This window comes from Salinivibrio sp. KP-1 (genome assembly GCF_000968645.1).
Taxonomy (GTDB): Bacteria; Pseudomonadota; Gammaproteobacteria; order Enterobacterales; family Vibrionaceae; genus Salinivibrio; species Salinivibrio siamensis.
Map to the genome: position 1 here is coordinate 19508 of NZ_LAQR01000037.1, position 25513 is coordinate 45020.

The following is a 25513-nucleotide window of genomic DNA, read 5'->3' on the forward strand; positions in this document are numbered from 1 at the left end:
CTCTCGCTTATTTATCCTGCGTTAATTTTGCCATGTTCCACATGAAACATCTTACTATTTTCGTCGCAAATTTCCGCGACTTGATCGGCACTAATGGCGCTAACAAAAACCTGAGCCCCAATGCGGGTCAACTCACTGGCCAATAGTGCTCGCCGGCGACTGTCTAATTCGGAGGCAAAGTCATCGATTAAGTAGATACAAGCGATACCTTGCTCCTCGCTATACAACTGGCCTTGTGCAAGCCGAAGTGCACATACCATTAATTTTAACTGTCCGCGCGATAGCACATCATCGACTGGCGTACCTGCCACCTTGATGCGCAAATCGGCTTTATGCGGCCCTGATACCGTGTATCCCATTTGCTGGTCGCGCTCAAAGTTCGCCGCCAACAATGCCTGATAGTCTGCGCCTCGCTCCCATCCTTGGTAAAAACGAAACTGGATGGAAAACTCGGGAAGAAATGCTTGGCATAATGCGGTCGCTCGCGCGGCAACCGCATCAACGTAAGCCTGACGCCATGCGCTGATTTGTTCGGCAAGGCGTGCTAGTTCCGTATCCCATACTTGGATATCGCCATAGTGGCGCGCTGTTTTCAACGCGGCGTTGCGTTGCTTCGTTAGGCGCTTCACTCGTGTCCAAGCTTCAAAAAAACCTGGCTCAGAATGAAACACCCCCCAATCGATAAACGCACGACGAAACTTGGGCCCATCGGTTAATAACTCAAAACCTTCAGGGGTGATCAATTGCAATGGCAGCACTTTGGCCAGGGCCACCAGCTTTTGCCCTTTTTCTTGACCGATTTTAACATCTGCACTGCCGTCTCGGCGCTTTTGAATGCCGACCGGAAGCAAGATCCCATCTTGCGTTTTTACTCGACCATGTACTGTAAGATTGGGTTGCTGATGACGAATCACTCGGCTGTTAAGCGCGCTGCGAAAGGAGCGCCCATGACCGAGAAAGTGGATGGCTTCCAATACACTGGTTTTACCACTGCCATTGGGGCCAATTAAAAAGTTAAAGCCTGACGACAACTCAATATCGCAGGCTTCAATATTTCGAAAGTCGTGGACGACCAGTCGTGATAGCGCCATAACCTAGAGGCGAATTGGCATCACAACATACATGGCGTCTTCGCGATCGCAGTCCTCAATCAAGGTACTGCCCACCGCGTCTGTCATCGAAAAACGCACCTTGTCACAACGTAAAACATTGAGCACATCGAGCACGTAACTGACATTAAAACCGATTTCGATTGGCTCACCTTGATAGTCGACTTCCAAAAACTCTTCCGCTTCTTCTTGCTCAGGGTTGTTGGCGGAGATACGCAGCTCGCTACCTTCAATATTCATTCGCACGCCGCGAAATTTCTCGTTCGATAATACCGCGGCTAATGACAATGCTTGCTTGAGCTCAGCACAGTCGACCTCAAGCGTTCGGGAAGTGGATTGTGGCAACACACGCCGATAATCAGGAAAGCGTCCATCAACCAATTTAGAGGTAAAGGTCACATTGCCCACCACCGCACGAATATTAGACGCGCCAATTTGGATATTCACCGGGTGCTCGCTATCATCGAGCAAACGCGCCAACTCACTGACGCCTTTACGTGGCACAATCACTTGTTGTGCGGGCAACGCCTCTTCCATGGATAAATGACACACCGCCATCCGGTGGCCGTCCGTCCCAACGGTGCGCAGCGTATGCCCATCGGTTTCGAATAAGAGTCCATTGAGATAATAGCGTACATCTTGGTTCGCCATCGAAAACTGCGTGGCGTCAATCAGATGACCCAGCTTGCTTTGCGGTACTTGTAAGCTCACTTCGGCATGCCAGTCTTCGATGTTGGGATAATCTGAAGCCGGTAAGGTCGATAATGTAAAGCGGCTTCGTCCCGCTCGCACCACCACGCGGTCACCTTCTTGCGCCACAGTGATACGAGCTTCGCTATGTAAGCCTTTGATGATATCCATAAACTTACGCGAAGGCACAGTGATCGCCCCATCAAGATACTCACCGTCCAGCGGTGCGGTGGCATTGAGCTCGACCTCCATATCGGTCGCCGTCAGCTTGAGTTGCTGCTCCGCCACTTCAATCAATAGGTTACTTAAAATCGGCAAGGTACTACGCCCGCCAAGTGCCCCAGAAACTTGCTGAAGCGGTTGAAGTAATTGCTCACGCGTAAGAGTAAATTTCATAATTAGGACGACAACGTTCGAATCAGGTTAGAGTAGTCTTCTTTAATATCGTGACTTTCTTCACGCAGCTGCTCAATCTTACGACAAGCATGCAATACGGTGGTATGGTCACGACCGCCAAATGCATCACCAATTTCCGGTAAGCTGTGGTTGGTCAGCTCTTTTGCTAGCGCCATCGCCATCTGGCGGGGTCGCGCCACTGAGCGAGACCGACGCTTAGACAACAAGTCTGCCATCTTGATTTTATAATATTCAGCCACGGTTTTCTGGATATTATCAATGGTGACCAACTTTTCTTGCAAGGCGAGCAAATCCCGCAACGCTTCTCGGACGAAATCGATGGTGATCGCACGGCCTGTAAAGTTGGCATTGGCGATCACGCGGTTAAGCGCCCCTTCAAGTTCACGCACGTTAGAACGCAGTCTTTTCGCGATAAAAAAGGCCACTTCATCAGGCAAACGAATGGCATGGTCTTCCGCTTTTTTCATTAAAATCGCCACCCGGGTTTCCAGCTCTGGCGGCTCAATCGCGACGGTCAGCCCCCAGCCAAACCGCGATTTTAAGCGGTCCTCGACCCCGTTGATCTCTTTGGGATAGCGGTCGGAGGTGAGAATGATTTGCTGGTTACCCTCAAGCAACGCATTAAAGGTATGGAAGAATTCTTCTTGCGAGCGCTCTTTGTTGGCAAAGAATTGGATATCATCAATCAATAGCGCATCGACACTGCGGTAATAACGCTTAAACTCTTCGATAGCATTATTTTGCAGCGCTTTCACCATATCTTGCACAAAGCGCTCTGAGTGCATGTACACCACGCGCGCATCCGCTTTGCGATCAGAAATGGCATTACCCACCGCATGCAACAAGTGCGTTTTACCTAAGCCCGTTCCGCCATAAAGAAAAAGGGGATTATAGGCCGCCCCCGGGTTATCCGACACCTGACGCGCGGCTGCCAAGGCTAACTGGTTCGATTTACCCTCAACAAAGTTATTGAACTTGTGTTTGGGGTTGACGTTGGAGCGATGATTAACATCCGATTGCACCGGTGAGGGAGCAGGCTCCCACACTCGTCCTTGCGGCGGCGCTGGCGCCGCTTGTTGCGGAGCGGGCGCAGCAGCAGGCCCGGCAGGGGCAGCTTGTGGCGTTGCGGCAACCGGTTTGCTCCCCACCTCAAAGCGCAGCATGGGTACGTCGACACCACAAAACTCGTTCAGTAATTGATTAATTTGATGCAGATACTTATCTCGCACCCAATCAAGCACAAAACGGTTTGGGGCAAAGAGGGTCAACGTATTGTCATTGAGCTCGGCTTGAAGTGGCCGTACCCACATACTGAATTCTGTCGCAGGTAAATCATCTTGAAGACGTTCAAGACACTGCAACCAAAGCGATGATGACACGTTTGACTCCACGCAGTTGTACCGAAAAGAGAAAGGCCACAATGGTACTCCTGTCGCGCCCAGATCGCTACCCACAAGATCCCGAAATCAGTGAATAAGATCCGAGTTATTCACATAGATCCCACAGAAATACGTGAGATCGCCACAGCAAACCCATGTTTTACTCACAAGAATAGGATCAGATTGGCCAATGATCCTGTTCTTTCCTTGTGCATAATTTTGATCAATGTGGGGTTTATCCCAGGAATTACACGACAACTTCGGTGAATAAGTTATTACTCATAACAAGAAGGTATTTCTCGCCTGCCACTGCCACCCTCTATATTACGCACCTTATCAATATCGATGTGGTTACTACGGAGCTTTTCATGACTAAATGGTTCATCAACGCCCTGCTCAGCGTGAGCATGATTCTCACTGCCCCCGCCTTTGCTTCTGAAACAGTAAAAGTGGGCATGTCTGGCCGCTACTTTCCGTTTACGTTTGTTAAACAAGACCAGCTACAAGGTTTCGAAGTCGATTTGTGGGATGAGATTGGCGAGCGCAACGACTACGATGTGGAGTATGTCACCGCTAACTTCTCAGGACTGTTTGGTCTGTTACAAACCGGCCGTATCGACACCATTTCAAACCAAATCACCATCACCGATGAGCGCCAAGCGAAATATCTATTCACTGACCCGTATGTGGTGGACGGCGCACAAATCACGGTTCGTAAAGGCAATGATGCCATTAACTCGGTCGCCGATCTGAAGGGCAAAACCGTGGCCGTTAACTTAGGCTCGAACTTTGAACAACTGCTGCGTGAACACCCAGCCGCTGATGACATCAACATCAAAACCTACGAAACCGGGATTGAACACGATGTGGCCTTGGGTCGTGCTGATGCCTTTATTATGGATCGCCTCTCCGCGCTACAATTGATCAAAGAGTCAGGTCTGCCCCTACAATTAGCTGGACAACCTTTTGAAACCATTGCTAATGCATGGCCGTTTGTCGACTCAGAGCGTGGTCAACGCTTACGTGATGAAGTCAATGCTGCGCTAAACGCGATGCGTGAGGACGGCACCTTGGCGGATATCTCAACCAAATGGTTCGGTGGCGATATCACTAAAAAGTAAGTGTTTACTTTCATTTAATAAGCCCGCGCAGGCGGGCTTTTTTGTTTAAAGGTCAATCATGGCGTTCGATTTTGATTACATGGCCTCCTTGTTTCCCCTGCTGCTGCGTTATTTGGGGATCACCATGGAGATGGCTGTACTGGGCCTCATCTTCGCCCTCGCCTTGGCAGTGGCGATAGCCTTGATTCGCGTGTTTCGCATCCCTGGGCTCAATGGTATTGCACAGATCTTTATTAGCTTCTTCCGTGGCACCCCGCTATTGGTGCAACTGTTTCTACTTTATTACGGTCTCCCTCAGGTCATCCCCGCCTTAGTAGGAATGGAAGCCTTTACCGCCGCAGTGATCGGAATTAGTCTGCATTTTTCTGCGTATATGGCCGAGTCAATCCGCGCCGCCATTACCGGGGTGGATCGCAGCCAGATGGAAGCCAGTCTGGCGGTGGGCATGACCACCCGCCAAGCGATGCAACGCATCATCTTGCCGCAAGCGGTGCGTATTGCCCTGCCATCGTTGATGAACTACTTCATTGATATGATTAAAGCCACGTCACTCGCCTTTACGCTCGGGGTCGCGGAAATCATGGCACAAGCGCAAATGGAAGCGTCATCCAGCTTCAAGTTCTTTGAAGCTTACTTAGCGGTGGCACTCATCTATTGGGCCGTGGTTGTGGCATTAACGCGTGTTCAGTATTGGGCAGAGGCACACCTTAATAAGGCGTATCAACGATGATAAAGATAGAAAAGCTAAAAAAAATCTATCAAGGCGTTGCGGTGCTCGACGGCATCGACCTCACTATCGACCGAGGCGAAATAGTTTGCATTATTGGTCCTAGCGGCACCGGTAAATCGACCTTATTGCGTTGCATTAATTTTCTCGAGCGTGCCGAGCAAGGGATCATCGAAATCGGGGAGCAACGCGTTGATAGCGGCAATATGGCCACCCGTAAGCAGGATATTCTGGCGTTGCGGCGTCAAACTGGCTTTGTTTTCCAAAATTATGCGTTATTTGCTCACCTCAATGCCCGTGACAACATTGCCGAAGGGCTGCGCACCGTTAAAGGATGGGCGAAAGACAAAGCCCGTGAGCGTGCCCAGCAAATTCTCGATGATATTGGGCTTGGCGATAAAGGGGATCATTACCCGGCCTCTTTATCGGGTGGACAACAGCAACGGGTTGGCATCGGCCGGGCGATGGCGCTGGAGGCTGAGCTGCTGCTGTTTGATGAGCCCACATCAGCCCTCGATCCAGAGTGGGTTGGCGAAGTGTTGGCGTTGATGAAAAAGCTCGCCACTCGCCACCAAACCATGCTGGTGGTCACCCATGAAATGCAGTTCGCTCGCGATGTGGCGGATCGGGTGGTATTTATGAACGACGGCCATATTATTGCCCAAGGGACACCGGATTGGTTATTTAACCAATGCGACGATCCCCGTTTGCATAAGTTTTTGAATCAAGTCGGGATCATCCCCTAGTCAACGATCGCTTGGGGATCGATCCTTGCGATCTGTGCCCAAGTGCTTATAATTCACCGCCCGGAGTGGCGTCGGTTAGTGATTGACTAATCGTTAGTCAATGGCTACAATCCGCCCTCTTTGTTGAGAGGCGTCGGAGTCAAGCCTAGTGCTACCCTCCCACGTCGGGTTAACAAACCTAACACTGATCAGTAATAAAGGTAGAAACCATGAAACGCACTTTTCAACCTTCAGTTCTAAAGCGTAAGCGCACTCACGGTTTCCGTGCGCGCATGGCGACTAAGAACGGCCGTAAGGTCATTGCCGCTCGCCGTGCGAAAGGCCGCAAGCAGCTTTCTAAATAATCCGCAGTGATTTGTGAATAAGCTCGCTTATCCTCGGGAGTTACGTCTGCTAACTCCCGAACATTTCAGTGCCGTCTTCCAGCAACCGCATCGCGCCGGTTCGCCGCACTTAACTATACTCGCCAGAAACAACCCACTCGGCCATCCACGTCTCGGTCAAGCTGTACCGAAAAAGCAAATCAAACTTGCTGTTGATCGCAACCGCTTTAAACGTGTGGTCCGCGAAAGCTTTCGTTTACGTCAACATCAACTGCCGGCGAAAGACTTTGTGGTGATCGCGAAAAAAAGTGCTAACAACCTAAGCAATCAAGCGCTGCGAGACGAATTGGACAAGTTATGGCAACGTTTGTCGCGACCGCCGCGCAAAAAGCGCTCATCGCGCTGATTCGGGGATACCAACTGGTTATAAGTCCACTTATTGGACCACGATGCCGGTTTACACCAACCTGCTCTCACTACGCCATCATGGCGATTCAATCCCATGGTGTGATAAAAGGGTGTTGGTTGGCAGGCAAACGTCTATTAAAATGCCACCCTTTGAATGATGGCGGTTACGATCCTGTGCCGCCTTGCGACCACCATAACAGAGACAATTAACAATGGATTCCCAACGCAATATCCTGTTGATTGCCCTATTGTTCGTTTCTTTCATGCTTTACATGGAATGGAACAAACCAGACTCCCCGCAACCGCAGGGACAGGGCGTTGAGCAGCAGCAAACCACTCACAGTGACGTGCCAAGCAGCAATGACGGTGATACCACGTCTCTTGATGCACAGCCTGTCTCTGACAAGCTTGTCACCATCAACACTGACGTTTTAACACTGAAAATTGATACGCAAGGCGGTGATGTTGTCCATGCCGAGCTCCCGCAATATGATGCGGAGCTGGATTCTGACAACGCCTTCACGCTGTTGCACAGCAAACCTGATCATACCTTTGTGGCACAAAGCGGCTTAATTGGTGCCAACGGCATCGATACGGCAGAGGGACGCGCACAATACCAGGTGACGCAAAACAACTTCTCGCTCTCGGACGATCAAGACACCCTACGGGTGCCAATGACGGTTGAGAAAGATGGCATTACCTACACCAAAACCTTCGTGTTTGAGCGTGGTAGCTATGCGGTAGATGTTGAACACACTATCAACAACCAAACCGACAACAACGCCAGTGTCACTATGTACACCCAGCTTAAGCAAAACTTGCTGGACGATGGCGGCAGTTTGACCATGCCGACTTATCGCGGTGGCGCCTACTCCACCGACGACAAGCGTTACGAAAAGTACAGCTTTGATGATATGCAAAGCAAAAACCTGAACGTGACGTTTGACCAAGGTTGGGCCGCGATGATCCAGCACTACTTTGCTACCGCGTGGATCCCACGGGCGGACAATAATGTGCTGAGCACCCGTACCACGGCTCAATACGGTTATATCCAAACCAAGACCCGCGATACCATTGCCGCTGGCACCAGCAAGACGCTGACAGCAACCTTATGGGTCGGTCCGAAACTGCAAGAACAAATGGCCGCGGTGGCACCAAGCCTGGATTTGGTGGTCGACTACGGCTGGCTATGGTTTATCGCTAAACCGCTGCACTGGTTGCTCTCCACCATTCAAACCTTTGTGGGGAACTGGGGTCTGGCCATCATCATGCTAACCTTCATCGTGCGTGGCGCCATGTACCCGCTCACTAAAGCGCAGTACACCTCGATGGCGAAAATGCGCATGCTGCAGCCTAAACTGCAAGAAATGAAAGAGCGTATCGGTGACGATCGTCAACGCATGAGCCAAGAGATGATGGAGCTCTATAAGCGTGAGAAGGTCAATCCGCTTGGCGGCTGTCTGCCATTGGTTCTGCAAATGCCGATCTTTATTGCCTTGTACTGGGCACTGATGGAGTCGGTAGAATTGCGCCATGCGCCATTCTTTGGCTGGATTCAAGACTTGTCGGCACAAGACCCATACTATGTGCTGCCGCTGTTGATGGGTGCATCCATGTTCTTGATTCAGAAGATGAGCCCCACCACGGTCACCGATCCGATGCAGCAGAAGATCATGACCTTTATGCCTGTGGTCTTTACGTTCTTCTTCTTGTTCTTCCCATCCGGTCTGGTTCTATACTGGCTGGTATCGAACGTGGTCACGCTTATCCAACAGACACTGATTTACAAGTCGTTGGAGAAAAAAGGCCTGCATTCACGCTCGTAACTCAGGCCGCGTCACGTAATAATAAAAAGGCGACCCGGTGGTCGCCTTTTTTGTCGTTTATGGCCTAAAGGCCTGTAATTCAAATAAAGAGTGTGCACTATGGCTCAAACCGACACTATCGTGGCACAAGCCACTGCAACTGGCCGCGGCGGCGTAGGGATTGTCCGCGTGTCTGGCCCGCTCGCCCATGAGATTGGTACAAAAATGACGGGACGTGATCTGGCGCCTCGTCGTGCAGATTATTTGCCCTTTCTCGACCAAGAGGGTCAACCTATCGATCAGGGCATTGCTTTATTCTTTAAAGGCCCTCATTCGTTCACAGGCGAGGATGTGCTTGAACTGCAAGGCCATGGTGGCCCAGTGATCATGGACATGCTTATTCAGCGCATCAGTGCCTTTTCTGGGGTGCGTGCCGCACGACCCGGAGAGTTCTCCGAACGCGCGTTTTTAAACGACAAACTGGATTTAGCCCAAGCTGAAGCCATTGCCGACTTGATTGATGCCAGCTCCGAGCAGGCCGCCCGCTCGGCCTTGCAATCGCTGCAAGGCGCCTTCTCTAGTCAGGTGAATGCGCTGGTGGAAAAAGTGATTCACCTGCGTATTTACGTTGAAGCCGCAATTGACTTTCCCGATGAAGAAATCGACTTTCTCTCTGATGGCAAAGTCGCCAGCGATCTCACGCAGATTATCGAGCACCTCGCCACACTGCGCAAAGAAGCCAACCAAGGGGCGATTATGCGTGAGGGAATGAAAGTGGTGATCGCAGGCCGCCCCAACGCCGGAAAATCAAGCTTATTAAACGCCTTATCAGGGAAAGATAGCGCGATTGTCACGGATATCGCCGGTACGACTCGAGATGTCTTGCGTGAGCACATTCATATTGACGGTATGCCTTTACACATTATTGATACGGCAGGGCTACGCGATACCGCTGATGAGGTCGAACGTATTGGTGTCGAGCGGGCATGGGATGAAATTGAGCAAGCCGATCGCGTTTTATTTATGGTCGATGGCACCACTACCGACGCCACTCATCCTGCGGAAATTTGGCCAGACTTTGTTTCACGTTTACCTAAAGCGATGGGCATGACAGTGATCCGCAACAAAGTCGATATGACCGGCGAGCCAATGGGACACGATAGTAACCATGATCCCGCACTCATCCGCTTAAGTGCCAAAACGGGCGAAGGCATGGACGCATTACGTCAGCACCTCAAAGCCTGTATGGGCTACGCCGGCGGCAGTGAAGGCGGATTTATGGCGCGTCGCCGTCACCTCGACGCGCTTGCTAATGCCGCACATCACTTGGACATCGGTCAGGCGCAACTAGAAGGTTATATGGCCGGCGAGATTTTAGCAGAAGAATTACGCCTCACTCAGCAACACCTCAATACCATCACCGGTGAGTTCAGTGCCGATGATTTGCTGGGGAAAATTTTCTCTTCATTCTGCATCGGGAAGTAATTATCCCCAACCTGATCACGGGATCCTTCTACTAAGGATCCCTTGTAATACCTCGCCTGATCCCCTTTATCCTTGTTATTCGATCGTAAGTTATCCACGTAGTTTTCACCATGATCAGCTACGCTTTAACGAGGTGTGGATGGAGGTACTATGCTGGCAAGTTTTAACCCGATCTTATCAATAGGCCTGAGTGAACATAATCAACTGATGCGGCATCAGATCCGCATGACCAATCTACTCACGGTGATCTGCGTGGTTGGCACGATCATTTTCTCCACCATGTACTGGCTTGCTTTCCAAACCCCGATCGCGGCTTGGCACAACGTCAGTTACGCCTTTTTGTACGCGGCAACCTGGCTGTTGATGTGGTCAGGACGCTGGTATATCGCTCGGTACTACCTTTTTTTCATGTTTTTTGCCCAGCAGTTCATCATGTCTTACTGGGTGTTTGCGGCACAAAGCCAGAACGAACTCTTGTTACTGGTCTCGCCCACTATCGTCTTATTGCTGTTTGACCCCAATGAGCGTCTGGCGCGTTACGGGCTATCACTGACAGCCATCGGCTTAATGTTTTCCATCCAGGTATTACCCACACCCGACCCCTTGGTAAACCTTTCCACCCTAAACAGCAAAACCATTTACCTTAGCGTTGTCCTGATATTTATTGCCTTATCAGTGATTTTAATGGACTTCTATCTCCATGATCTCTACACCCTCAACCGGCAGGCACGGCAGTACATTCAGCGCGAGCCCCTAGCGCAAACATGGAATGCAACCCAGTTTTATCGCCGACTGAGCACGGAGTGCCAATCATCGACCGACAAGCCGATCGCAATCCTTTGCATTAATATTGATCATTTTCAGCATTTTAATACGCAACATGGCCACTCTATTGGTGATCAAAGCTTACAGTTCCTAGCCGGCTTACTTCATCGTCATCTACCACGCGATGCCCTACTTAGCCGCACTCACGCCGATCAGTTTTTAGTCATGCTCAAAGAAAATGATTGCGCCGATGCCCCAAAATGGGCGGTTAAATGTTATCACGCCATCGCAGAGACCCCCTTTACCTTTCATGGCGGCGCCCATGCATTCACCGCCTCGATAGGCATCGTTCAGCACTTTTCCGGAAACGGTCAAGCGATCGAGTTAATTGACCAAGCCTGCCAAGCCATGACGGAGGCGAAACAAGCGGGCGGCAACCAATGTGTCTGTCAACTTAGCCAGATGACGGCTAGCCAAGCGGTTTAAGCGGAGATTGACTCCTTGAGGTAAGGTCGAAATACTAGGGATGAATACCTTAACGATGAGGAAAGCATGGCAACTATCACTATTATTACCGGCAGTACCCTAGGTGGCGCTGAGTATGTCGGCGATCATCTCGCAGATCTCTTGCAAGCAAAAGGCCATCACCCTCAAGTGGTCAACGAGGGGCTCATTGATGATGTGCTCGGTGCCTCTACCCTATTGATCGTCACGTCAACCCATGGCGCAGGGGACTTTCCAGACAGCATCGCTCCCTTAATGGAACAACTGATCACCGAGCGCCCGATGCTACGCGACGTTCACTATGGCGTGGTCGGGATTGGGGACTCGAGCTACGACACGTTTTGCGAAGCAGGCATGAAAGCAGATGCGTTATTACAAGACTTGGGCGCAATCAAAGTCGGTGAGCGCATTGATATCGATATTCAAGCGCATCCGGTCCCAGAAGATGAAGCCGAACGCTGGTTAACAGACTGGGAACCACAACTTCACGCGCTCAAGTGAACAAAAAACAACCAACCTAACTGTGGATAACTAAGGAATAACCCAGTGATCTTCCTTTAGTTATCCATTTAATACTTTTCACCCCCTGCCCCCTATGTGGATAACTACCCATTTTGATCCCAGGTGATACAGGATCGGATCCAAGGCCACCCACAGAAAGTGATCGTTTCAAGATCCTTGATCTCTATGATCTTTTTTTAGTTATCCACTAAGATCCCTTTCCCTAATAGTAGATCTAACAAAGGATCTATATAAAGATCTTATATATATAAAGCCAATGCGCTCTAACGATCCGGATCAAGGTTTGGTTCCCTGTTGGCAGAAAAAGCGCTAGAATGTCGCCCCTTTTGCTTAGTTCATGCGCAAACACTTAACCAGGTTGAGGCTTTAATCATGTTTTACCAGGATCACTTTGACGTCATCGTTGTGGGTGGTGGCCATGCTGGTACCGAAGCGGCACTGGCTGCTGCCCGGATGAATCAAAGAACACTGTTGTTGACCCATAATATCGACACCTTGGGACAGATGTCGTGTAACCCCGCGATTGGTGGGATCGGGAAAGGACACCTGGTAAAAGAAATTGATGCCCTGGGTGGTGCCATGGCGCAAGCCACCGACAAAGGCGGGATCCAATTTAGAACGCTGAATGCATCTAAAGGACCGGCGGTACGCGCGACACGAGCTCAAGCTGATCGCGCACTTTACAAAGCGGCGATCCGTCATACCTTGGAGAACACGCCAAACCTTTCTTTGTTTCAACAAGCGGTGGTCGACCTGATCGTCGAGCAGGATCGTGTTACAGGCGTAGAAACAGAAATGGGGCTGAAGTTCAGCGCGACCACGGTTGTGCTAACGGTCGGAACCTTTTTGGGTGGGAAAATCCATATCGGTATGGATAATTACGCCGGTGGACGTGCCGGTGATCCGCCGTCAAACAAACTTGCGGATCGCTTACGTGCATTACCGTTTCGCGTTGATCGACTGAAAACCGGCACACCTCCGCGCATTGACGCACGCTCGGTCGATTTTTCAGTGATGCAAACCCAACATGGTGATACCCCTTGCCCGGTATTTTCATTCATGGGAAATGTCCAGCAGCATCCGCAACAAATCCCGTGCTATATCACCTACACCAATGAAAGAACGCACGACGTCATCCGCGAAAACCTTTCTCGTAGTCCGATGTATTCTGGCGTGATTGAAGGTATTGGGCCGCGTTATTGTCCGTCGATTGAAGACAAGGTGATGCGGTTTGCCGACAAAGACAAACATCAAATCTTTGTGGAACCAGAAGGATTGACCAGCAATGAGTTGTATCCGAATGGCATCTCCACCAGCTTGCCGTTTGATGTGCAAATGGGCATTATCCAGTCGATCAAAGGGTTTGAAAACGCCAAAGTGATCCGCCCTGGCTATGCGATCGAGTATGATTTCTTTGATCCTCGCGATCTCAAACAAACGCTAGAAACCAAATTTATCGACGGGTTATTTTTTGCGGGACAAATTAACGGTACCACCGGTTATGAAGAAGCCGGGGCGCAAGGTTTGCTCGCTGGGTGTAACGCGGCATTACAAGCTCAAGGCAAAGAAGGCTGGAGCCCACGTCGCGATCAAGCCTATATGGGCGTGTTGATCGACGATCTCTCCACCATGGGCACCCAAGAGCCTTACCGCATGTTTACCTCTCGTGCCGAGTATCGATTACTATTGCGCGAAGACAATGCTGATATGCGCTTAACCGAAAAAGGGCGCGAGCTTGGTTTGGTCGACGATGCTCGCTGGGCGCGTTTTAATCAGAAAATGGAAAACATGGAGCAAGAGCGTCAGCGCCTGCGTGGGACTTGGATCCATCCACATTCGGACGATGTTACTGCGCTTAACGCCATGCTGAAAACCCCCTTAGCACGTGAAGCCAATGGCGAAGATTTGCTGCGTCGTCCCGAGCTGCGTTATCAAGATATTGTGGCGTTACCGACCTTTGGGCCGGCCCATCAAGACACGCAAGCCAGTGAGCAAGTGGAGATCCAAGTGAAATATGCCGGTTACATCGACCGTCAGCAGGATGAAATCGCCAAGTCGCAGCGTCATGAACATACGACACTGCCAACAGACCTCGATTATGAGCAAATCAAAGGCTTGTCCAATGAGGTGAAAGGGAAGCTTGCCGATGCACGCCCGGAAACCGTGGGCAAAGCGTCTCGCATTTCTGGTGTGACACCCGCTGCCATCTCCATTTTGCTTGTGCACTTGAAAAAGCAAGGCATGTTGAAGAAAGGGGCATAAATGGAATCACAACTACAACAAGGGCTTGCCAAAGCAGGCCTGTTTTTGTCTGCACAACAACAGGCTCAGCTCCTTGCCTATGTGCGCCTGTTGGATAAATGGAACAAGGCGTACAACCTGACATCTGTCCGTCGTCCTGAAGACATGGTGATGAAACATATTCTTGATAGTTTGGTTGTTTCCCCCCATCTTGACGGCGATCATTTTATCGATGTGGGGACAGGTCCAGGATTACCAGGTATTCCTCTGGCTATTGCGAATCCGGATAAACACTTCACCTTACTAGACAGTTTAGGGAAACGGATCCGCTTCATTCGCCAAGTGTTGCACGAACTAGAAATAGACAATGTCACGCCGGTACAAAGCCGCGTCGAGGACTTTATCCCCGATAATGGCTTTGATGGCGTCTTGAGCCGGGCGTTTGCTTCCATGAACGACATGGTGAGCTGGTGCCAACATCTTCCTCATGCTGAGGGACAATTTTACGCGCTGAAAGGGCAAGTGGACCAGCAGGAGCTGGATGCCTTGCCTGCTGCTTGTTCTGTGACCGATATCAAAGCTTTGAAGGTACCGGGATTGGAAGGGGCGCGTCATCTAGTAATCTTGAGAGCAAAGAGTAACGAATAGAGGTCGAGAGCACGTGGGTAAAGTTATCGCGGTAGCAAACCAGAAAGGCGGCGTGGGGAAAACCACCACCAGTGTCAATCTTGCAGCGTCACTGGCTGCCACCAATCGCAAAGTGCTACTGATTGATTTAGACCCACAGGGCAACGCGACCATGGCCAGTGGGGTGGATAAATACGATGTGCATGCCACTGCCTACGACCTCTTAATTGAAGACACACCGTTTGAGCAAGTCGTGGTGGAAGACACGGCAGGCAGCTATCACCTGATTGCCGCCAATGGCGACGTGACCGCCGCTGAAATTAAGCTGATGGAAGTATTCGCTCGCGAAGTTCGCCTGCGCACCATGCTTGAGCCGGTGGTGGATCGCTATGATTATATTTTTATTGATTGCCCACCTTCGCTCAACTTGCTGACAATTAACGCAATGACCGCTGCCAACTCTGTGTTGGTTCCCATGCAGTGTGAGTACTTTGCCCTGGAGGGATTAACGGCATTGATGGATACCATCAGCAAGCTTGCCAGTGTGGTCAATGCTGAGCTTCACGTGGAAGGGGTGCTGCGCACCATGTACGATCCGCGTAACCGATTAGCGACCGAAGTATCGGATCAGATCAAAAAACACTTCGGTGATAAGGTGTATCGTACCGTGATTCCTCGCAACGTGCGGCTTGCGGAAGCGCCAAGTCATGGCCGACCCGCCATGTACTACGACAAATTATCGAGCGGTGCCAAAGCCTACCTCGCCCTTGCGGGTGAAATCCTGCGTCGCGAAGAGCAAGCACGCTCCTCGCCAGACGCTGTCAATGCCTGAGGAAAACAATGAATTCAGCGAAACGCGGTCTTGGAAAGGGCCTGGATGCCTTGTTGGCGACCAGTGCACATGCACAGTCATCCACCCAAGCTTCCCCTGAGTCCACCAATACGAGTAACAGCGAATTACAGCAGTTGCCCGTTACTGCGTTGGAGCCAGGTCAGTATCAGCCACGTCAAGATATGGCTGAGGAGGCACTGGAAGAGTTAACCGAGTCCATCCGCGCGCAAGGTATTATTCAGCCTTTGGTTGTCCGTCAAGTGGCAGCCGGGCGCTATGAAATCATTGCCGGTGAGCGTCGCTGGCGTGCCGCTAAGCAAGCAGGGCTTAACAATGTTCCCTGCTTGGTGCGCGAGATGAGCGATAAGGTCGCCAGTGCGGTCGCCTTGATTGAGAATATCCAGCGCGAGAACCTGAATGCGATGGAAGAAGCCCAGGCACTCGCGCGCTTAGTTGACGAATTTGAACTGACTCACCAACAGTTGGCGGAGTCACTCGGTAAATCTCGGGCCACCATTAGTAATCTACTTAGGTTAAATGGATTGGAGTCCGGTGTGCGGCAATTGCTGCTTAACAAACAACTCGAGATGGGTCACGCACGTGCCCTGCTGGCGCTCGAAGGCGACGCACAAATCGATGCGGCGCTGACCGCCGTCAATAAAAAGATGACGGTTCGCCAGATAGAAAAACTAGTAAAAAAGATGCTTTCGCCTCCTGTTGAAACGGAAAAGCCTAAATTATCACCTGAAGTCGAAGCGCTCCAGCAACGACTTGGCGATAAGCTAGGAGCCAGTGTCGCGTTAACACAACAGAAAAACGGTAGTGGGAAATTGGTGATTAATTTTGAAGAATCTGAAAAATTAGCGCAAATTCTTGCAATTTTCGACGAAGAAATGTGACCTATGCCATTCGCTTTTTGTTACATAAAAGCGCTTACTGTGATCAGGTTACTCTGTTGTAAAATTTTCCCCGCTTTTTTACATCGATGCGATTGCATTAGTTGGGGCGAAACGTATAATTTTTGCTGTTTTCCCAGCACGGCAACAGTGCTAAGTGGAACGGAATCGAGGAACAAATACATGGTATCGACGCTCGCGCGGCCGGGTCGTGAAATCGCGACAAAATTGGTGCTTTTGCAAGCTGGCGTCGTATTAGCAACGGCAATCGTGATGGCGCTTGCTATCAATGTCGACTGGGGAAAATCCGCGCTGATCGGTGGGGGCATCTTTGTGGTTGCCAATGCTGCCTTTGCGGCGTGTGCTTTCCTTTTTAGTGGGGCAAGAGCTGCGAAATTCGTAGTTGCGTCCTTCTTTAGCGGTGAAGTGTTGAAAATTTCACTGACTGTCGTCTTGTTTGTCCTTGCTTACCTGTATGTCGAGGTGGAATTGCTTCCCCTCAAACTGGCCTATTTGCTGGCATTAGGGGTTAATATCCTCGCGCCAGTTTTATTCATTAACAACAACAAATAGGATGAGTTATGGCTGCGTCAGGTGATGCGCTTACACCGTCTGGCTATATCACTCACCACCTGACACACTTGTCAAGCGGTGAGGGGTTTTGGGCGGTTCACATTGATAGCCTGTTTTTCTCTGTCCTCATCGGTATTGTCTTCCTAGGCCTTTTCCGATCGGTGGCAAAGAAAGCATCGACAGGTGTCCCGGGTAAGTTTCAGTGCTTCGTTGAGATCTTGGTTGAGTTCGTTGATGACAACGTCCGCGAAACCTTCCATGGACGAAATCCACTGATCGCACCTTTGGCCCTGACTATCTTCGTCTGGATATTCTTGATGAATACGATGGACTTAATCCCTATCGATTTTCTACCGTATCCGGCGGAACACTGGTTAGGCATTCCTTACTTGAAAGTGGTGCCAACTGCAGACGTAAATATCACCCTTGCGATGGCGCTGGGCGTGTTCTTCTTGATGATTTTCTACAGCATCAAGATTAAAGGTGTGAGTGGCTTTGCCAAAGAGCTGGCGCTACACCCGTTCAATCACCCTATCATGATTCCGTTCAACCTCCTGTTGGAGATAGTTTCGCTGCTGGCGAAGCCTATTTCACTCGGGATGCGTCTGTTCGGTAACATGTTTGCCGGTGAGGTGGTATTTATTCTTATCGCGGCGTTGTTGCCGTGGTGGGCGCAATGGCTGGGCTCTGTGCCGTGGGCAATATTCCACATTCTAGTCATTACGATTCAAGCCTTTGTCTTTATGATGTTGACCATCGTGTATCTCTCGCAGGCACACGAAGACTCAGATCATTGATGACATTTTTTAGAAAGCAATTTGTTAGTCATTATTGGCTCAAAGCCGACAACGAAAACTGGAGATAGTGATGGAAACTTTATTGAGCTTTTCTGCAATTGCCGTGGGCATCATTGTAGGTCTTGCTTCCCTTGGTACTGCGATTGGTTTCGCCCTGCTGGGTGGTAAATTCCTTGAAGGTGCAGCACGTCAACCTGAGATGGCTCCTATGCTGCAAGTTAAGATGTTCATCATCGCGGGTCTTCTTGATGCGGTTCCAATGATCGGTATCGTAATCGCACTGCTGTTCACGTTCGCGAACCCATTCGTAGGTCAACTGTAAACTGGCTAATAGCTGAACAGACCCTTTAGCTTATGATTAAGGAGGCGCCGTTGTGAATATCAACGCAACTCTGCTAGGCCAGGCAATCGCGTTCACTATCTTTGTGTGGTTCTGCATGAAATATGTATGGCCACCATTGATGCAAGCGATTGAAGAACGTCAGAAAAAAATCGCTGACGGTCTCGCGGCGGCTGATCGCGCCGCCAAAGACCTGGATTTGGCCCAGGCGAATGCTTCTGATCAATTGAAAGAAGCGAAGCGCAACGCAACTGACATTATCGAGCAGGCCAATAAGCGCAAAGCACAAATCCTCGATGAGGCACGTGCAGAAGCGGCTGCTGAGCGCGACAATATCCTCAATCAGGGTAAAGCCGAGCTAGAAGCCGAGCGTAACCGTGCTCGCGATGAGCTGCGTAAGCAAGTTGCATCGCTCGCTGTTATTGGTGCCGAGAAAATTATTGAGCGCTCTATTGACGAGAATGCTCATAAAGATCTTCTCGATAAAATCACTGCAGAACTGTAACAAGGAGGGGCAGCAATGTCTGAACTGACAACACTCGCTCGCCCCTACGCGAAAGCAGCCTTTGATTTTGCGGTAGAAAAAGGCGAGTTAGCTCAATGGGCTGAAATGCTCGCCTTTACTGCTGAGATTGCCCGTGATGAACGTGTTCAACATATGTTGGATGCCTCTTTCTCTGCTGACACATTGGCAGAGATGTTCATCACAGTTGGCGGTGATCAGCTCAATGATTTTGGTCAAAACCTGATTAAGGTGATGGCCGAAAACAAGCGCTTAAAAGCTCTTCCTGAGGTTTGTGAGCAGTTCCTAGCGATGCGTCTGGAACTGGAAAAAGAAGTTGAAGTTCAAGTGATTTCAGCGACGGCTCTTTCCGAAGAGCAACAACAAGCCATCAGTGACAAGCTCGCCGCGCGTCTTGAGCGCAAAGTAAAGCTGAACTGTAGTGTAGACGAAACCCTGGTTGCCGGGGTTATTATTCGAGCTGGAGACTTGGTCATCGATAACTCAGTAAGTGGCCGTATGCGCCGCCTGAGCGATGCATTGCAGTCTTGATTTGGGGAATTGGAGCATGCAACTTAATTCCACGGAAATTAGCGATTTGATCAAACAACGCATCGAGAAATTCGACGTTGTGAGTGAAGCGCGCAACGAAGGTACCATCGTGTCAGTCAGCGACGGTATCATTCGCATTCACGGCCTTGCTGATGCGATGCAAGGTGAAATGATTGAACTGCCTGGCAACCGCTATGCACTTGCATTGAACCTTGAGCGTGACTCAGTGGGTGCGGTTGTGATGGGTCCTTACTCGGACCTGCAAGAAGGCATGAAGGTGACCGGCACAGGCCGTATCCTTGAAGTACCAACAGGTCCTGAACTATTGGGCCGCGTGGTAAACACCCTGGGTGAGCCGATTGATGGTAAAGGCCCTATTGAGGCAAAAACCACGTCGCCAGTCGAAGTGATCGCCCCAGGTGTTATCGCACGTCAATCCGTTGATCAGCCAGTGCAAACCGGCTACAAAGCGGTTGACTCGATGATCCCTATCGGCCGAGGCCAGCGTGAGCTGATCATCGGTGACCGCCAAACCGGTAAAACGGCGTTGGCGATCGATGCGATCATTAACCAGAAAAACTCGGGTATCTACTCCATCTATGTGGCGATTGGTCAGAAAGCCTCGACCATTGCTAACGTGGTGCGCAAGCTGGAAGAACATGATGCACTGAAAAACACCATTGTGGTGGTGGCATCAGCGTCTGAAGCCGCAGCATTGCAGTACCTCGCGCCTTACGCGGGTTGTGCAATGGGTGAGTACTTCCGTGACCGCGGTGAAGATGCGCTGATTGTCTACGATGACCTGTCTAAACAGGCTGTTGCATACCGTCAGATCTCACTATTGCTACGTCGTCCACCGGGCCGCGAAGCTTTCCCGGGTGATGTTTTCTACTTGCACTCACGTCTTCTTGAGCGTGCGGCACGTGTTAACGCCCACTATGTGGAAGAGTTCACACAAGGTGAAGTGAAAGGCAAAACCGGTTCATTGACGGCGCTGCCTATCATTGAAACCCAAGCCGGTGACGTATCGGCGTTCGTACCGACTAACGTTATCTCGATCACCGACGGTCAGATCTTCCTACAAACCGAGCTGTTTAACGCGGGTATTCGCCCAGCGGTTGACCCAGGCATTTCGGTGTCGCGTGTGGGTGGTTCTGCACAAACCAAGATCATGAAGAAATTGTCAGGCGGTATTCGTACAGCCCTTGCACAATATCGTGAATTGGCGGCCTTTGCGCAATTCTCTTCTGATCTGGATGACGCGACCAAGAAGCAATTGGATCACGGTCAGAAAGTGACCGAGCTGATGAAGCAGATGCAATATGCACCTATGTCTGTGTTTGAGCAGGCGTTGGTGATCTTTGCGGCTGAGAAAGGCTACTTGGAAGACGTTGAGCTGAACAAGATCGGTGACTTTGAACGTTCCCTACTGGCCTTTGCGAAGAGCCAGTACGCTGACCTGGCTGCTCAAATTGAAGAGTCTGGTGCTTACAACGATGACGTTGAAGCACAGCTGAAAAAGCTGTTGGATGACTTCAAAGCGACCCAGACTTGGTAACACGTAGGTGACCACTTCGGTGGTCGCCCACTAATGGAGAGTAACTATGGCCGGCGCAAAAGAGATTCGTAATAAGATCGGAAGTGTGAAAAACACACAGAAGATCACTAAAGCGATGGAAATGGTGGCAGCCTCCAAAATGCGTAAAACGCAAGAAGCCATGGAGTCGTCACGTCCATACGCTGTCACTATGCGCAAAGTGATCGGTCATCTTGCACTGGGTAACTTGGAGTACCGCCATCCCTATTTGGAAGAGCGGGAAGCCAAGCGCGTTGGTTACATCATCATTTCTACTGACCGCGGACTGTGTGGTGGCCTGAACATTAACTTGTTCAAAAGTGTCATCAACGATATGGAAAGCTGGAGCCAAAAAGGTGCCGAAATCGACATGGCACTGGTTGGGGCGAAAGCCACCGCTTTCTTTAACAGCTACGGCGGCAATGTAGTGGCACAAACTTCTGGCCTGGGTGACACCCCAGTACTGGAAGACCTCATCGGTACTGTTGGGGTGATGCTGAAAAAATATGATGAAGGTGAGCTGGACCGCTTGTACCTGGTTTTCAATAAGTTTGAAAACACCATGGTGCAGACCCCAGTGATCGATCAATTGCTGCCTTTGCCAAAGTCAGACGACGAGGAGATGCAGCGCAGCCACGCTTGGGATTATATCTATGAACCTGAGCCGAAGCCGTTGCTCGATACCTTGTTGGTTCGCTATGCCGAATCGCAAGTGTATCAAGGTGTGGTAGAGAACCTCGCCAGTGAGCAAGCGGCACGTATGGTGGCAATGAAAGCTGCGACCGATAATGCGGGGAATCTGATTGATGATCTGCAATTGGTTTACAACAAAGCCCGTCAGGCTGCAATCACCCAAGAGTTGTCAGAAATTGTTTCTGGCGCAAGCGCGGTGTAAAGGCAAGGGTTAACGAACTAGTTTAGAGGAATAACGATGGCTACAGGTAAGATCGTTCAGATCATCGGTGCGGTAGTCGACGTAGAGTTTCCACAAGACGCCGTACCTAAGGTATACGATGCGTTGAATGTGAAACGTGAAGGCGAGCGTCTGGTGCTGGAAGTTCAGCAGCAGCTTGGTGGTGGCGTTATCCGTGCCATCGCAATGGGCTCATCTGATGGTCTGCGTCGTGGAATCGAAGTAGAAAATACAGGTAAAGCAATCGAAGTCCCTGTGGGTGAAGCCACGCTGGGGCGTATCGTCAACGTCTTGGGTGACGCGATTGATGAGCGTGGCGATCTCGGTGAGAAAGAGCGTTACTCTATCCACCGTGAAGCGCCAAGCTATGAAGATCAGTCGAGCGCGACCGAGCTTTTGGAAACCGGCGTTAAGGTTATCGACCTTATCTGTCCGTTTGCCAAAGGCGGTAAAATCGGTCTGTTTGGCGGTGCGGGTGTCGGTAAGACCGTTAACATGATGGAGCTTATCAACAACATCGCACTGCAACACTCAGGTCTGTCTGTATTCGCTGGTGTCGGTGAGCGTACTCGTGAGGGTAACGACTTCTACTACGAAATGCAGGAAGCCGGTGTTGTAAACATTGAGAATCCCGAAGAGTCAAAAGTGGCCATGGTCTATGGTCAGATGAACGAGCCACCAGGTAACCGCCTGCGTGTCGCACTGACTGGCCTAACCATGGCGGAAAAATTCCGTGATGATGGCCGTGATGTACTGCTGTTCATCGATAACATCTATCGTTACACCCTTGCCGGTACCGAAGTATCTGCCCTGTTGGGTCGTATGCCATCGGCAGTAGGTTACCAGCCAACACTGGCTGAAGAGATGGGTGTTCTGCAAGAGCGTATTACCTCAACCCGTACCGGTTCTATCACCTCGGTACAGGCGGTTTACGTTCCTGCGGATGACTTGACTGACCCGTCACCCGCCACCACCTTTGCCCACTTGGATGCAACGGTTGTATTGTCGCGTAACATCGCGTCGATGGGTATGTACCCGGCGATTGACCCACTGGATTCAACCTCACGTATGTTGGACCCATTGGTGGTTGGTCAAGACCATTATGACGTGGCTCGTGGCGTGCAGTCTGTCCTTCAGCGCTATAAAGAGCTGAAAGACATCATTGCTATCCTAGGTATGGATGAGCTGTCTGAAGAAGATAAGCTGACGGTTGCACGTGCACGTAAGATTGAGCGTTTCTTGACGCAGCCTTACCACGTCGCCGAAGTCTTCACCGGCCAGCCAGGTGTTTATGTTTCGCTAAAAGATACCATTGCAAGCTTCAAAGGCCTGCTCAGTGGTGAGTACGATGACATCCCAGAGCAGGCATTCCTGTACTGCGGTAGCATCGAAGAAGTGCTCGAAAAAGCGAAAAACCTGTAAGGCTTGAGTAGGAGGCGATATGGCAGCGATAACCTTCCATCTGGATGTGGTCAGTGCAGAGCGACAATTGTTCTCTGGTCGTGCTGAGCATATTCAGGTGACCGGTAGCGAAGGTGAACTGGGTATTCACGCAGGACACACACCGCTGCTGACCGCTATCACGCCTGGCATGGTTCGCATCGTCAAACAAGGCGGTAGCGAAGAGATTATTTATCTTTCTGGTGGCACGCTTGAAGTGCAGCCTGGCACAGTGACTGTGCTGGCTGACACCGCAATTCGTGGTGAAGAACTGGACCAAGCTAAGGCGGAAGAAGCGAAGCGCCGCGCTGAGGATAAAATCCACAATCAGCATAAAGACGTCGACTTTGCTCAAGCGGCCAGTGACCTGGCTAAGGCGATTGCGAAGCTTCGAGTGATCGAGCTGACCAAGCACAAGCGTTAATCAGGCACTTACGGTGAGAATAAAAGCGACGCTTCGGCGTCGCTTTTTTATTGCCTGCAAAGACCACCTTGTAGTCTGCGATTCGCGCGACACCTAAAACGCGTTACACTAAGGGCAACTTAATAGACAACCTTCTCTTTTATCACGGAAAGACTATGCAATACAGTGCAGTTATTCTCGCGGCCGGTAAGGGCACGCGCATGTATTCACAAACCCCTAAGGTGCTTCATACCTTGGCGGGTAAGCCTATGGTTGAGCACGTTATTGACACTTGTCACGGCCTCGGCGCTTCGCAAATCCATTTGGTTTATGGCCATGGTGGCGACACTATGCAGCGCGTTTTAGCGCACTCACCGGTGAACTGGTGCTTGCAAGCGGATCAATTGGGCACCGGCCATGCCGTGCAACAAGCGGCGCCGCACTTCGCGGATGATGAGCAAGTATTGGTGCTCTACGGCGATGTCCCTTTGATTTCAGAGCAAACCCTCTCGCGTTTGCTCGAAGGGCAGCCTGAAGGTGGGATTGGTCTATTAACCGTGCATCAGGACGATCCGACTGGCTACGGCCGTATTGTCCGTGAAAACGGGGAAGTGGTGGCGATTGTTGAGCAAAAAGACGCGACTGACAGCCAGCTTGCCATCACTGAAATCAATACCGGTGTGCTGGTGGCCACCGGACGTGACTTGCGGCATTGGTTATCGCAACTTGATAACCACAATGCACAAGGCGAGTTTTATCTCACTGATGTGATTGCCCTGGCACATCAACAAGGCCGCTCGATTCAAGCGGTTCACCCTGTGAATGCGGTGGAAGTGGAAGGGGTGAATAACCGCCTGCAGCTTTCACGCCTTGAGCGTGAATACCAAAAAATGCAGGCTGAACAGCTATTACTCAGTGGTGTGATGCTCAAAGACCCTGCGCGTTTTGACTTGCGTGGCCAGCTGCAATGCGGGCAGGATGTCACCATCGACGCTAACGTGATCATCGAAGGCAATGTCACCTTAGGGGATAACGTGACCATCGGGGCCGGGAGCGTACTGATTGATTGCGAGGTTGATGATAATACATTGGTACGTCCGTATAGCGTGATAGAAGGGGCTAGCGTCGGTGAGGATTGTACCGTTGGTCCGTTCACACGGCTGCGTCCGGGCGCCGAGATGGCGCGCGATGCCCACGTGGGCAACTTTGTCGAGATGAAAAAGTCTCGCTTAGGCGAAGGCTCGAAAGCCAATCATCTGACTTACCTGGGTGATACCGACGTTGGCCGCGGCGTGAACATTGGTGCCGGCGTGATCACCTGTAATTACGATGGTGCCAATAAACATAAAACCGTGATTAAAGATAACGCCTTTATTGGTTCGGACTCTCAGCTGGTGGCACCTGTGGTGATCGGCGAAGGGGTGACCGTTGGGGCTGGCAGCACCATCAGCAAAGATGTCGCCGATGGTCAACTTATCATCACTCGTGCTAAACCAAGGACAATTGACGCTTGGCAACGGCCGAAAAAAAAGTAGAATACTGATGGTTGAGCGCGCGCAGGCGGCTTTTTAGCTTGAAAGGCGAAAAGTTGTGCGGTTGGTAAAATCAGGTATTGACTCCCGATAAAAACCAGCCTATTATGCGCGCCTCAGTTGGGGTATCGCCAAGCGGTAAGGCAACGGGTTTTGATCTCGTCATTCCCAGGTTCGAATCCTGGTACCCCAGCCAACGCGTCCGTAGCTCAGCTGGATAGAGTACCTGGCTACGAACCAGGCGGTCGGAGGTTCGAATCCTCCCGGACGCGCCATCTTTCTTCAGCT

27 protein-coding genes and 2 tRNA genes are annotated in these 25513 nt (G+C 50.8%); 26 read left to right on the plus strand and 3 right to left on the minus strand.

Annotated features, from left to right (window positions below; genetic code table 11):
- Positions 1–11 precede the first annotated feature (11 nt).
- Genes recF through dnaA form a run of 3 tightly spaced genes read right to left on the minus strand, consistent with a single transcriptional unit; the run spans position 12 to position 3595 of the window.
- Entirely contained in the window at positions 12–1091 is a 1080-nt protein-coding gene (gene recF, locus WN56_RS09865; protein ID WP_046074844.1) for a DNA replication/repair protein RecF, read from the minus strand.
- A gap of 3 nt (positions 1092–1094) precedes the next feature.
- On the minus strand, positions 1095–2195 hold the full coding sequence (dnaN, locus tag WN56_RS09870) for a DNA polymerase III subunit beta (RefSeq protein ID WP_046074845.1): 1101 nt from the start codon (positions 2193–2195) through the stop codon (positions 1095–1097).
- 2 nt (positions 2196–2197) lie between these two features.
- Positions 2198–3595 (minus strand): chromosomal replication initiator protein DnaA, encoded by a 1398-nt coding sequence (gene dnaA, locus WN56_RS09875; protein ID WP_046074846.1) that lies wholly within the window; start codon positions 3593–3595, stop codon positions 2198–2200.
- Between the two features lie 368 nt (positions 3596–3963).
- Here dnaA and WN56_RS09880 point away from each other — a divergent pair, with 368 nt between their 5' ends.
- From WN56_RS09880 to WN56_RS10000, 26 genes are all read left to right on the plus strand, one after another.
- Positions 3964–4716, plus strand: a complete 753-nt coding sequence (locus tag WN56_RS09880) for an amino acid ABC transporter substrate-binding protein (RefSeq protein WP_046074847.1) — start codon at positions 3964–3966, stop codon at positions 4714–4716.
- A 58-nt stretch (positions 4717–4774) separates the two neighbouring features.
- On the plus strand, positions 4775–5446 hold the full coding sequence (locus WN56_RS09885) for an amino acid ABC transporter permease (protein WP_046074848.1): 672 nt from the start codon (positions 4775–4777) through the stop codon (positions 5444–5446).
- The gene (locus WN56_RS09890; RefSeq protein ID WP_046074849.1) at positions 5443–6189 is read left to right on the plus strand and encodes an amino acid ABC transporter ATP-binding protein; all 747 of its coding nucleotides are present in this window, start codon (positions 5443–5445) and stop codon (positions 6187–6189) included. Before WN56_RS09885 ends, WN56_RS09890 begins: the two co-directional genes overlap by 4 nt.
- A gap of 209 nt (positions 6190–6398) precedes the next feature.
- Positions 6399–6533: a 50S ribosomal protein L34 gene (rpmH, locus tag WN56_RS09895; protein WP_025672864.1), complete on the plus strand. Its 135-nt coding sequence runs from the start codon at positions 6399–6401 to the stop codon at positions 6531–6533.
- A 13-nt stretch (positions 6534–6546) separates the two neighbouring features.
- The gene (gene rnpA, locus WN56_RS09900) at positions 6547–6918 is read left to right on the plus strand and encodes a ribonuclease P protein component (protein ID WP_046074850.1); all 372 of its coding nucleotides are present in this window, start codon (positions 6547–6549) and stop codon (positions 6916–6918) included.
- Entirely contained in the window at positions 6870–7130 is a 261-nt protein-coding gene (yidD, locus tag WN56_RS16765; protein ID WP_077456636.1) for a membrane protein insertion efficiency factor YidD, read from the plus strand. Before rnpA ends, yidD begins: the two co-directional genes overlap by 49 nt.
- 2 nt (positions 7131–7132) lie before the next feature.
- Positions 7133–8746, plus strand: a complete 1614-nt coding sequence (gene yidC / locus WN56_RS09905) for a membrane protein insertase YidC (RefSeq protein WP_046074851.1) — start codon at positions 7133–7135, stop codon at positions 8744–8746.
- 99 nt (positions 8747–8845) lie between these two features.
- Positions 8846–10210 (plus strand): tRNA uridine-5-carboxymethylaminomethyl(34) synthesis GTPase MnmE, encoded by a 1365-nt coding sequence (gene mnmE, locus WN56_RS09910; RefSeq protein WP_046074852.1) that lies wholly within the window; start codon positions 8846–8848, stop codon positions 10208–10210.
- 150 nt (positions 10211–10360) lie between these two features.
- The gene (locus WN56_RS09915) at positions 10361–11461 is read left to right on the plus strand and encodes a GGDEF domain-containing protein (protein ID WP_052708062.1); all 1101 of its coding nucleotides are present in this window, start codon (positions 10361–10363) and stop codon (positions 11459–11461) included.
- A 66-nt stretch (positions 11462–11527) separates the two neighbouring features.
- Positions 11528–11980: an FMN-binding protein MioC gene (gene mioC / locus WN56_RS09920; protein WP_046074853.1), complete on the plus strand. Its 453-nt coding sequence runs from the start codon at positions 11528–11530 to the stop codon at positions 11978–11980.
- Positions 11981–12373: 393 nt separating this feature from the next.
- The gene (mnmG, locus tag WN56_RS09925) at positions 12374–14263 is read left to right on the plus strand and encodes a tRNA uridine-5-carboxymethylaminomethyl(34) synthesis enzyme MnmG (RefSeq protein ID WP_046074895.1); all 1890 of its coding nucleotides are present in this window, start codon (positions 12374–12376) and stop codon (positions 14261–14263) included.
- Entirely contained in the window at positions 14264–14890 is a 627-nt protein-coding gene (gene rsmG / locus WN56_RS09930; protein ID WP_046074854.1) for a 16S rRNA (guanine(527)-N(7))-methyltransferase RsmG, read from the plus strand.
- Positions 14891–14903: 13 nt separating this feature from the next.
- Positions 14904–15701 carry a ParA family protein gene (locus tag WN56_RS09935; protein ID WP_046074855.1) on the plus strand — a complete coding sequence of 266 codons (798 nt, stop codon included), beginning with the start codon at positions 14904–14906 and terminating at the stop codon, positions 15699–15701.
- Between the two features lie 8 nt (positions 15702–15709).
- Complete coding sequence (locus WN56_RS09940; RefSeq protein ID WP_046074856.1) at positions 15710–16600, plus strand: ParB/RepB/Spo0J family partition protein; 891 nt, start codon at positions 15710–15712, stop codon at positions 16598–16600.
- Positions 16601–16780: 180 nt separating this feature from the next.
- Positions 16781–17170 carry a F0F1 ATP synthase subunit I gene (locus WN56_RS09945; RefSeq protein ID WP_046074857.1) on the plus strand — a complete coding sequence of 130 codons (390 nt, stop codon included), beginning with the start codon at positions 16781–16783 and terminating at the stop codon, positions 17168–17170.
- A gap of 8 nt (positions 17171–17178) precedes the next feature.
- Positions 17179–17967 (plus strand): F0F1 ATP synthase subunit A, encoded by a 789-nt coding sequence (gene atpB / locus WN56_RS09950; RefSeq protein ID WP_046074858.1) that lies wholly within the window; start codon positions 17179–17181, stop codon positions 17965–17967.
- A 70-nt stretch (positions 17968–18037) separates the two neighbouring features.
- A complete protein-coding gene (gene atpE, locus WN56_RS09955) occupies positions 18038–18289 on the plus strand; it encodes a F0F1 ATP synthase subunit C (protein WP_025672872.1) in 252 nt (83 codons plus the stop codon).
- Positions 18290–18341: 52 nt separating this feature from the next.
- The gene (gene atpF, locus WN56_RS09960; RefSeq protein WP_046074859.1) at positions 18342–18812 is read left to right on the plus strand and encodes a F0F1 ATP synthase subunit B; all 471 of its coding nucleotides are present in this window, start codon (positions 18342–18344) and stop codon (positions 18810–18812) included.
- 15 nt (positions 18813–18827) lie between these two features.
- Positions 18828–19361, plus strand: coding sequence for a F0F1 ATP synthase subunit delta (gene atpH, locus WN56_RS09965; RefSeq protein ID WP_046074860.1), 534 nt, complete (start codon positions 18828–18830; stop codon positions 19359–19361).
- Between the two features lie 16 nt (positions 19362–19377).
- Positions 19378–20919: a F0F1 ATP synthase subunit alpha gene (gene atpA, locus WN56_RS09970; RefSeq protein ID WP_046074861.1), complete on the plus strand. Its 1542-nt coding sequence runs from the start codon at positions 19378–19380 to the stop codon at positions 20917–20919.
- Between the two features lie 46 nt (positions 20920–20965).
- The gene (gene atpG, locus WN56_RS09975; RefSeq protein ID WP_046074862.1) at positions 20966–21832 is read left to right on the plus strand and encodes a F0F1 ATP synthase subunit gamma; all 867 of its coding nucleotides are present in this window, start codon (positions 20966–20968) and stop codon (positions 21830–21832) included.
- 36 nt (positions 21833–21868) lie between these two features.
- The gene (atpD, locus tag WN56_RS09980; protein ID WP_046074863.1) at positions 21869–23272 is read left to right on the plus strand and encodes a F0F1 ATP synthase subunit beta; all 1404 of its coding nucleotides are present in this window, start codon (positions 21869–21871) and stop codon (positions 23270–23272) included.
- Positions 23273–23291: 19 nt separating this feature from the next.
- Complete coding sequence (locus WN56_RS09985; protein ID WP_046074864.1) at positions 23292–23714, plus strand: F0F1 ATP synthase subunit epsilon; 423 nt, start codon at positions 23292–23294, stop codon at positions 23712–23714.
- A 155-nt stretch (positions 23715–23869) separates the two neighbouring features.
- Positions 23870–25228: a bifunctional UDP-N-acetylglucosamine diphosphorylase/glucosamine-1-phosphate N-acetyltransferase GlmU gene (gene glmU, locus WN56_RS09990; RefSeq protein WP_046074865.1), complete on the plus strand. Its 1359-nt coding sequence runs from the start codon at positions 23870–23872 to the stop codon at positions 25226–25228.
- Positions 25229–25346: 118 nt separating this feature from the next.
- Positions 25347–25421, plus strand: a tRNA-Gln gene (locus WN56_RS09995).
- Positions 25422–25423: 2 nt separating this feature from the next.
- A tRNA-Arg gene (locus WN56_RS10000) sits at positions 25424–25500 on the plus strand.
- Positions 25501–25513: the final 13 nt, after the last annotated feature.

Bases quoted from the DNA above. Each gene is read 5' to 3' on its own strand.
- recF (WP_046074844.1), bottom strand. From the start codon at position 1,091: ATGGCGCTATCACGACTGGTCGTCCACGACTTTCGAAATATTGAAGCC.
- dnaN (WP_046074845.1), bottom strand. From the start codon at position 2,195: ATGAAATTTACTCTTACGCGTGAGCAATTACTTCAACCGCTTCAGCAA.
- WN56_RS09880 (WP_046074847.1), top strand. From the start codon at position 3,964: ATGACTAAATGGTTCATCAACGCCCTGCTCAGCGTGAGCATGATTCTC.
- WN56_RS09885 (WP_046074848.1), top strand. From the start codon at position 4,775: ATGGCGTTCGATTTTGATTACATGGCCTCCTTGTTTCCCCTGCTGCTG.
- WN56_RS09890 (WP_046074849.1), top strand. From the start codon at position 5,443: ATGATAAAGATAGAAAAGCTAAAAAAAATCTATCAAGGCGTTGCGGTG.
- rpmH (WP_025672864.1), top strand. From the start codon at position 6,399: ATGAAACGCACTTTTCAACCTTCAGTTCTAAAGCGTAAGCGCACTCAC.
- yidD (WP_077456636.1), top strand. From the start codon at position 6,870: ATGGCAACGTTTGTCGCGACCGCCGCGCAAAAAGCGCTCATCGCGCTG.
- yidC (WP_046074851.1), top strand. From the start codon at position 7,133: ATGGATTCCCAACGCAATATCCTGTTGATTGCCCTATTGTTCGTTTCT.
- mnmE (WP_046074852.1), top strand. From the start codon at position 8,846: ATGGCTCAAACCGACACTATCGTGGCACAAGCCACTGCAACTGGCCGC.
- WN56_RS09915 (WP_052708062.1), top strand. From the start codon at position 10,361: ATGCTGGCAAGTTTTAACCCGATCTTATCAATAGGCCTGAGTGAACAT.
- mioC (WP_046074853.1), top strand. From the start codon at position 11,528: ATGGCAACTATCACTATTATTACCGGCAGTACCCTAGGTGGCGCTGAG.
- mnmG (WP_046074895.1), top strand. From the start codon at position 12,374: ATGTTTTACCAGGATCACTTTGACGTCATCGTTGTGGGTGGTGGCCAT.
- rsmG (WP_046074854.1), top strand. From the start codon at position 14,264: ATGGAATCACAACTACAACAAGGGCTTGCCAAAGCAGGCCTGTTTTTG.
- WN56_RS09940 (WP_046074856.1), top strand. From the start codon at position 15,710: ATGAATTCAGCGAAACGCGGTCTTGGAAAGGGCCTGGATGCCTTGTTG.
- WN56_RS09945 (WP_046074857.1), top strand. From the start codon at position 16,781: ATGGTATCGACGCTCGCGCGGCCGGGTCGTGAAATCGCGACAAAATTG.
- atpB (WP_046074858.1), top strand. From the start codon at position 17,179: ATGGCTGCGTCAGGTGATGCGCTTACACCGTCTGGCTATATCACTCAC.
- atpE (WP_025672872.1), top strand. From the start codon at position 18,038: ATGGAAACTTTATTGAGCTTTTCTGCAATTGCCGTGGGCATCATTGTA.
- atpH (WP_046074860.1), top strand. From the start codon at position 18,828: ATGTCTGAACTGACAACACTCGCTCGCCCCTACGCGAAAGCAGCCTTT.
- atpA (WP_046074861.1), top strand. From the start codon at position 19,378: ATGCAACTTAATTCCACGGAAATTAGCGATTTGATCAAACAACGCATC.
- atpG (WP_046074862.1), top strand. From the start codon at position 20,966: ATGGCCGGCGCAAAAGAGATTCGTAATAAGATCGGAAGTGTGAAAAAC.
- atpD (WP_046074863.1), top strand. From the start codon at position 21,869: ATGGCTACAGGTAAGATCGTTCAGATCATCGGTGCGGTAGTCGACGTA.
- WN56_RS09985 (WP_046074864.1), top strand. From the start codon at position 23,292: ATGGCAGCGATAACCTTCCATCTGGATGTGGTCAGTGCAGAGCGACAA.
- glmU (WP_046074865.1), top strand. From the start codon at position 23,870: ATGCAATACAGTGCAGTTATTCTCGCGGCCGGTAAGGGCACGCGCATG.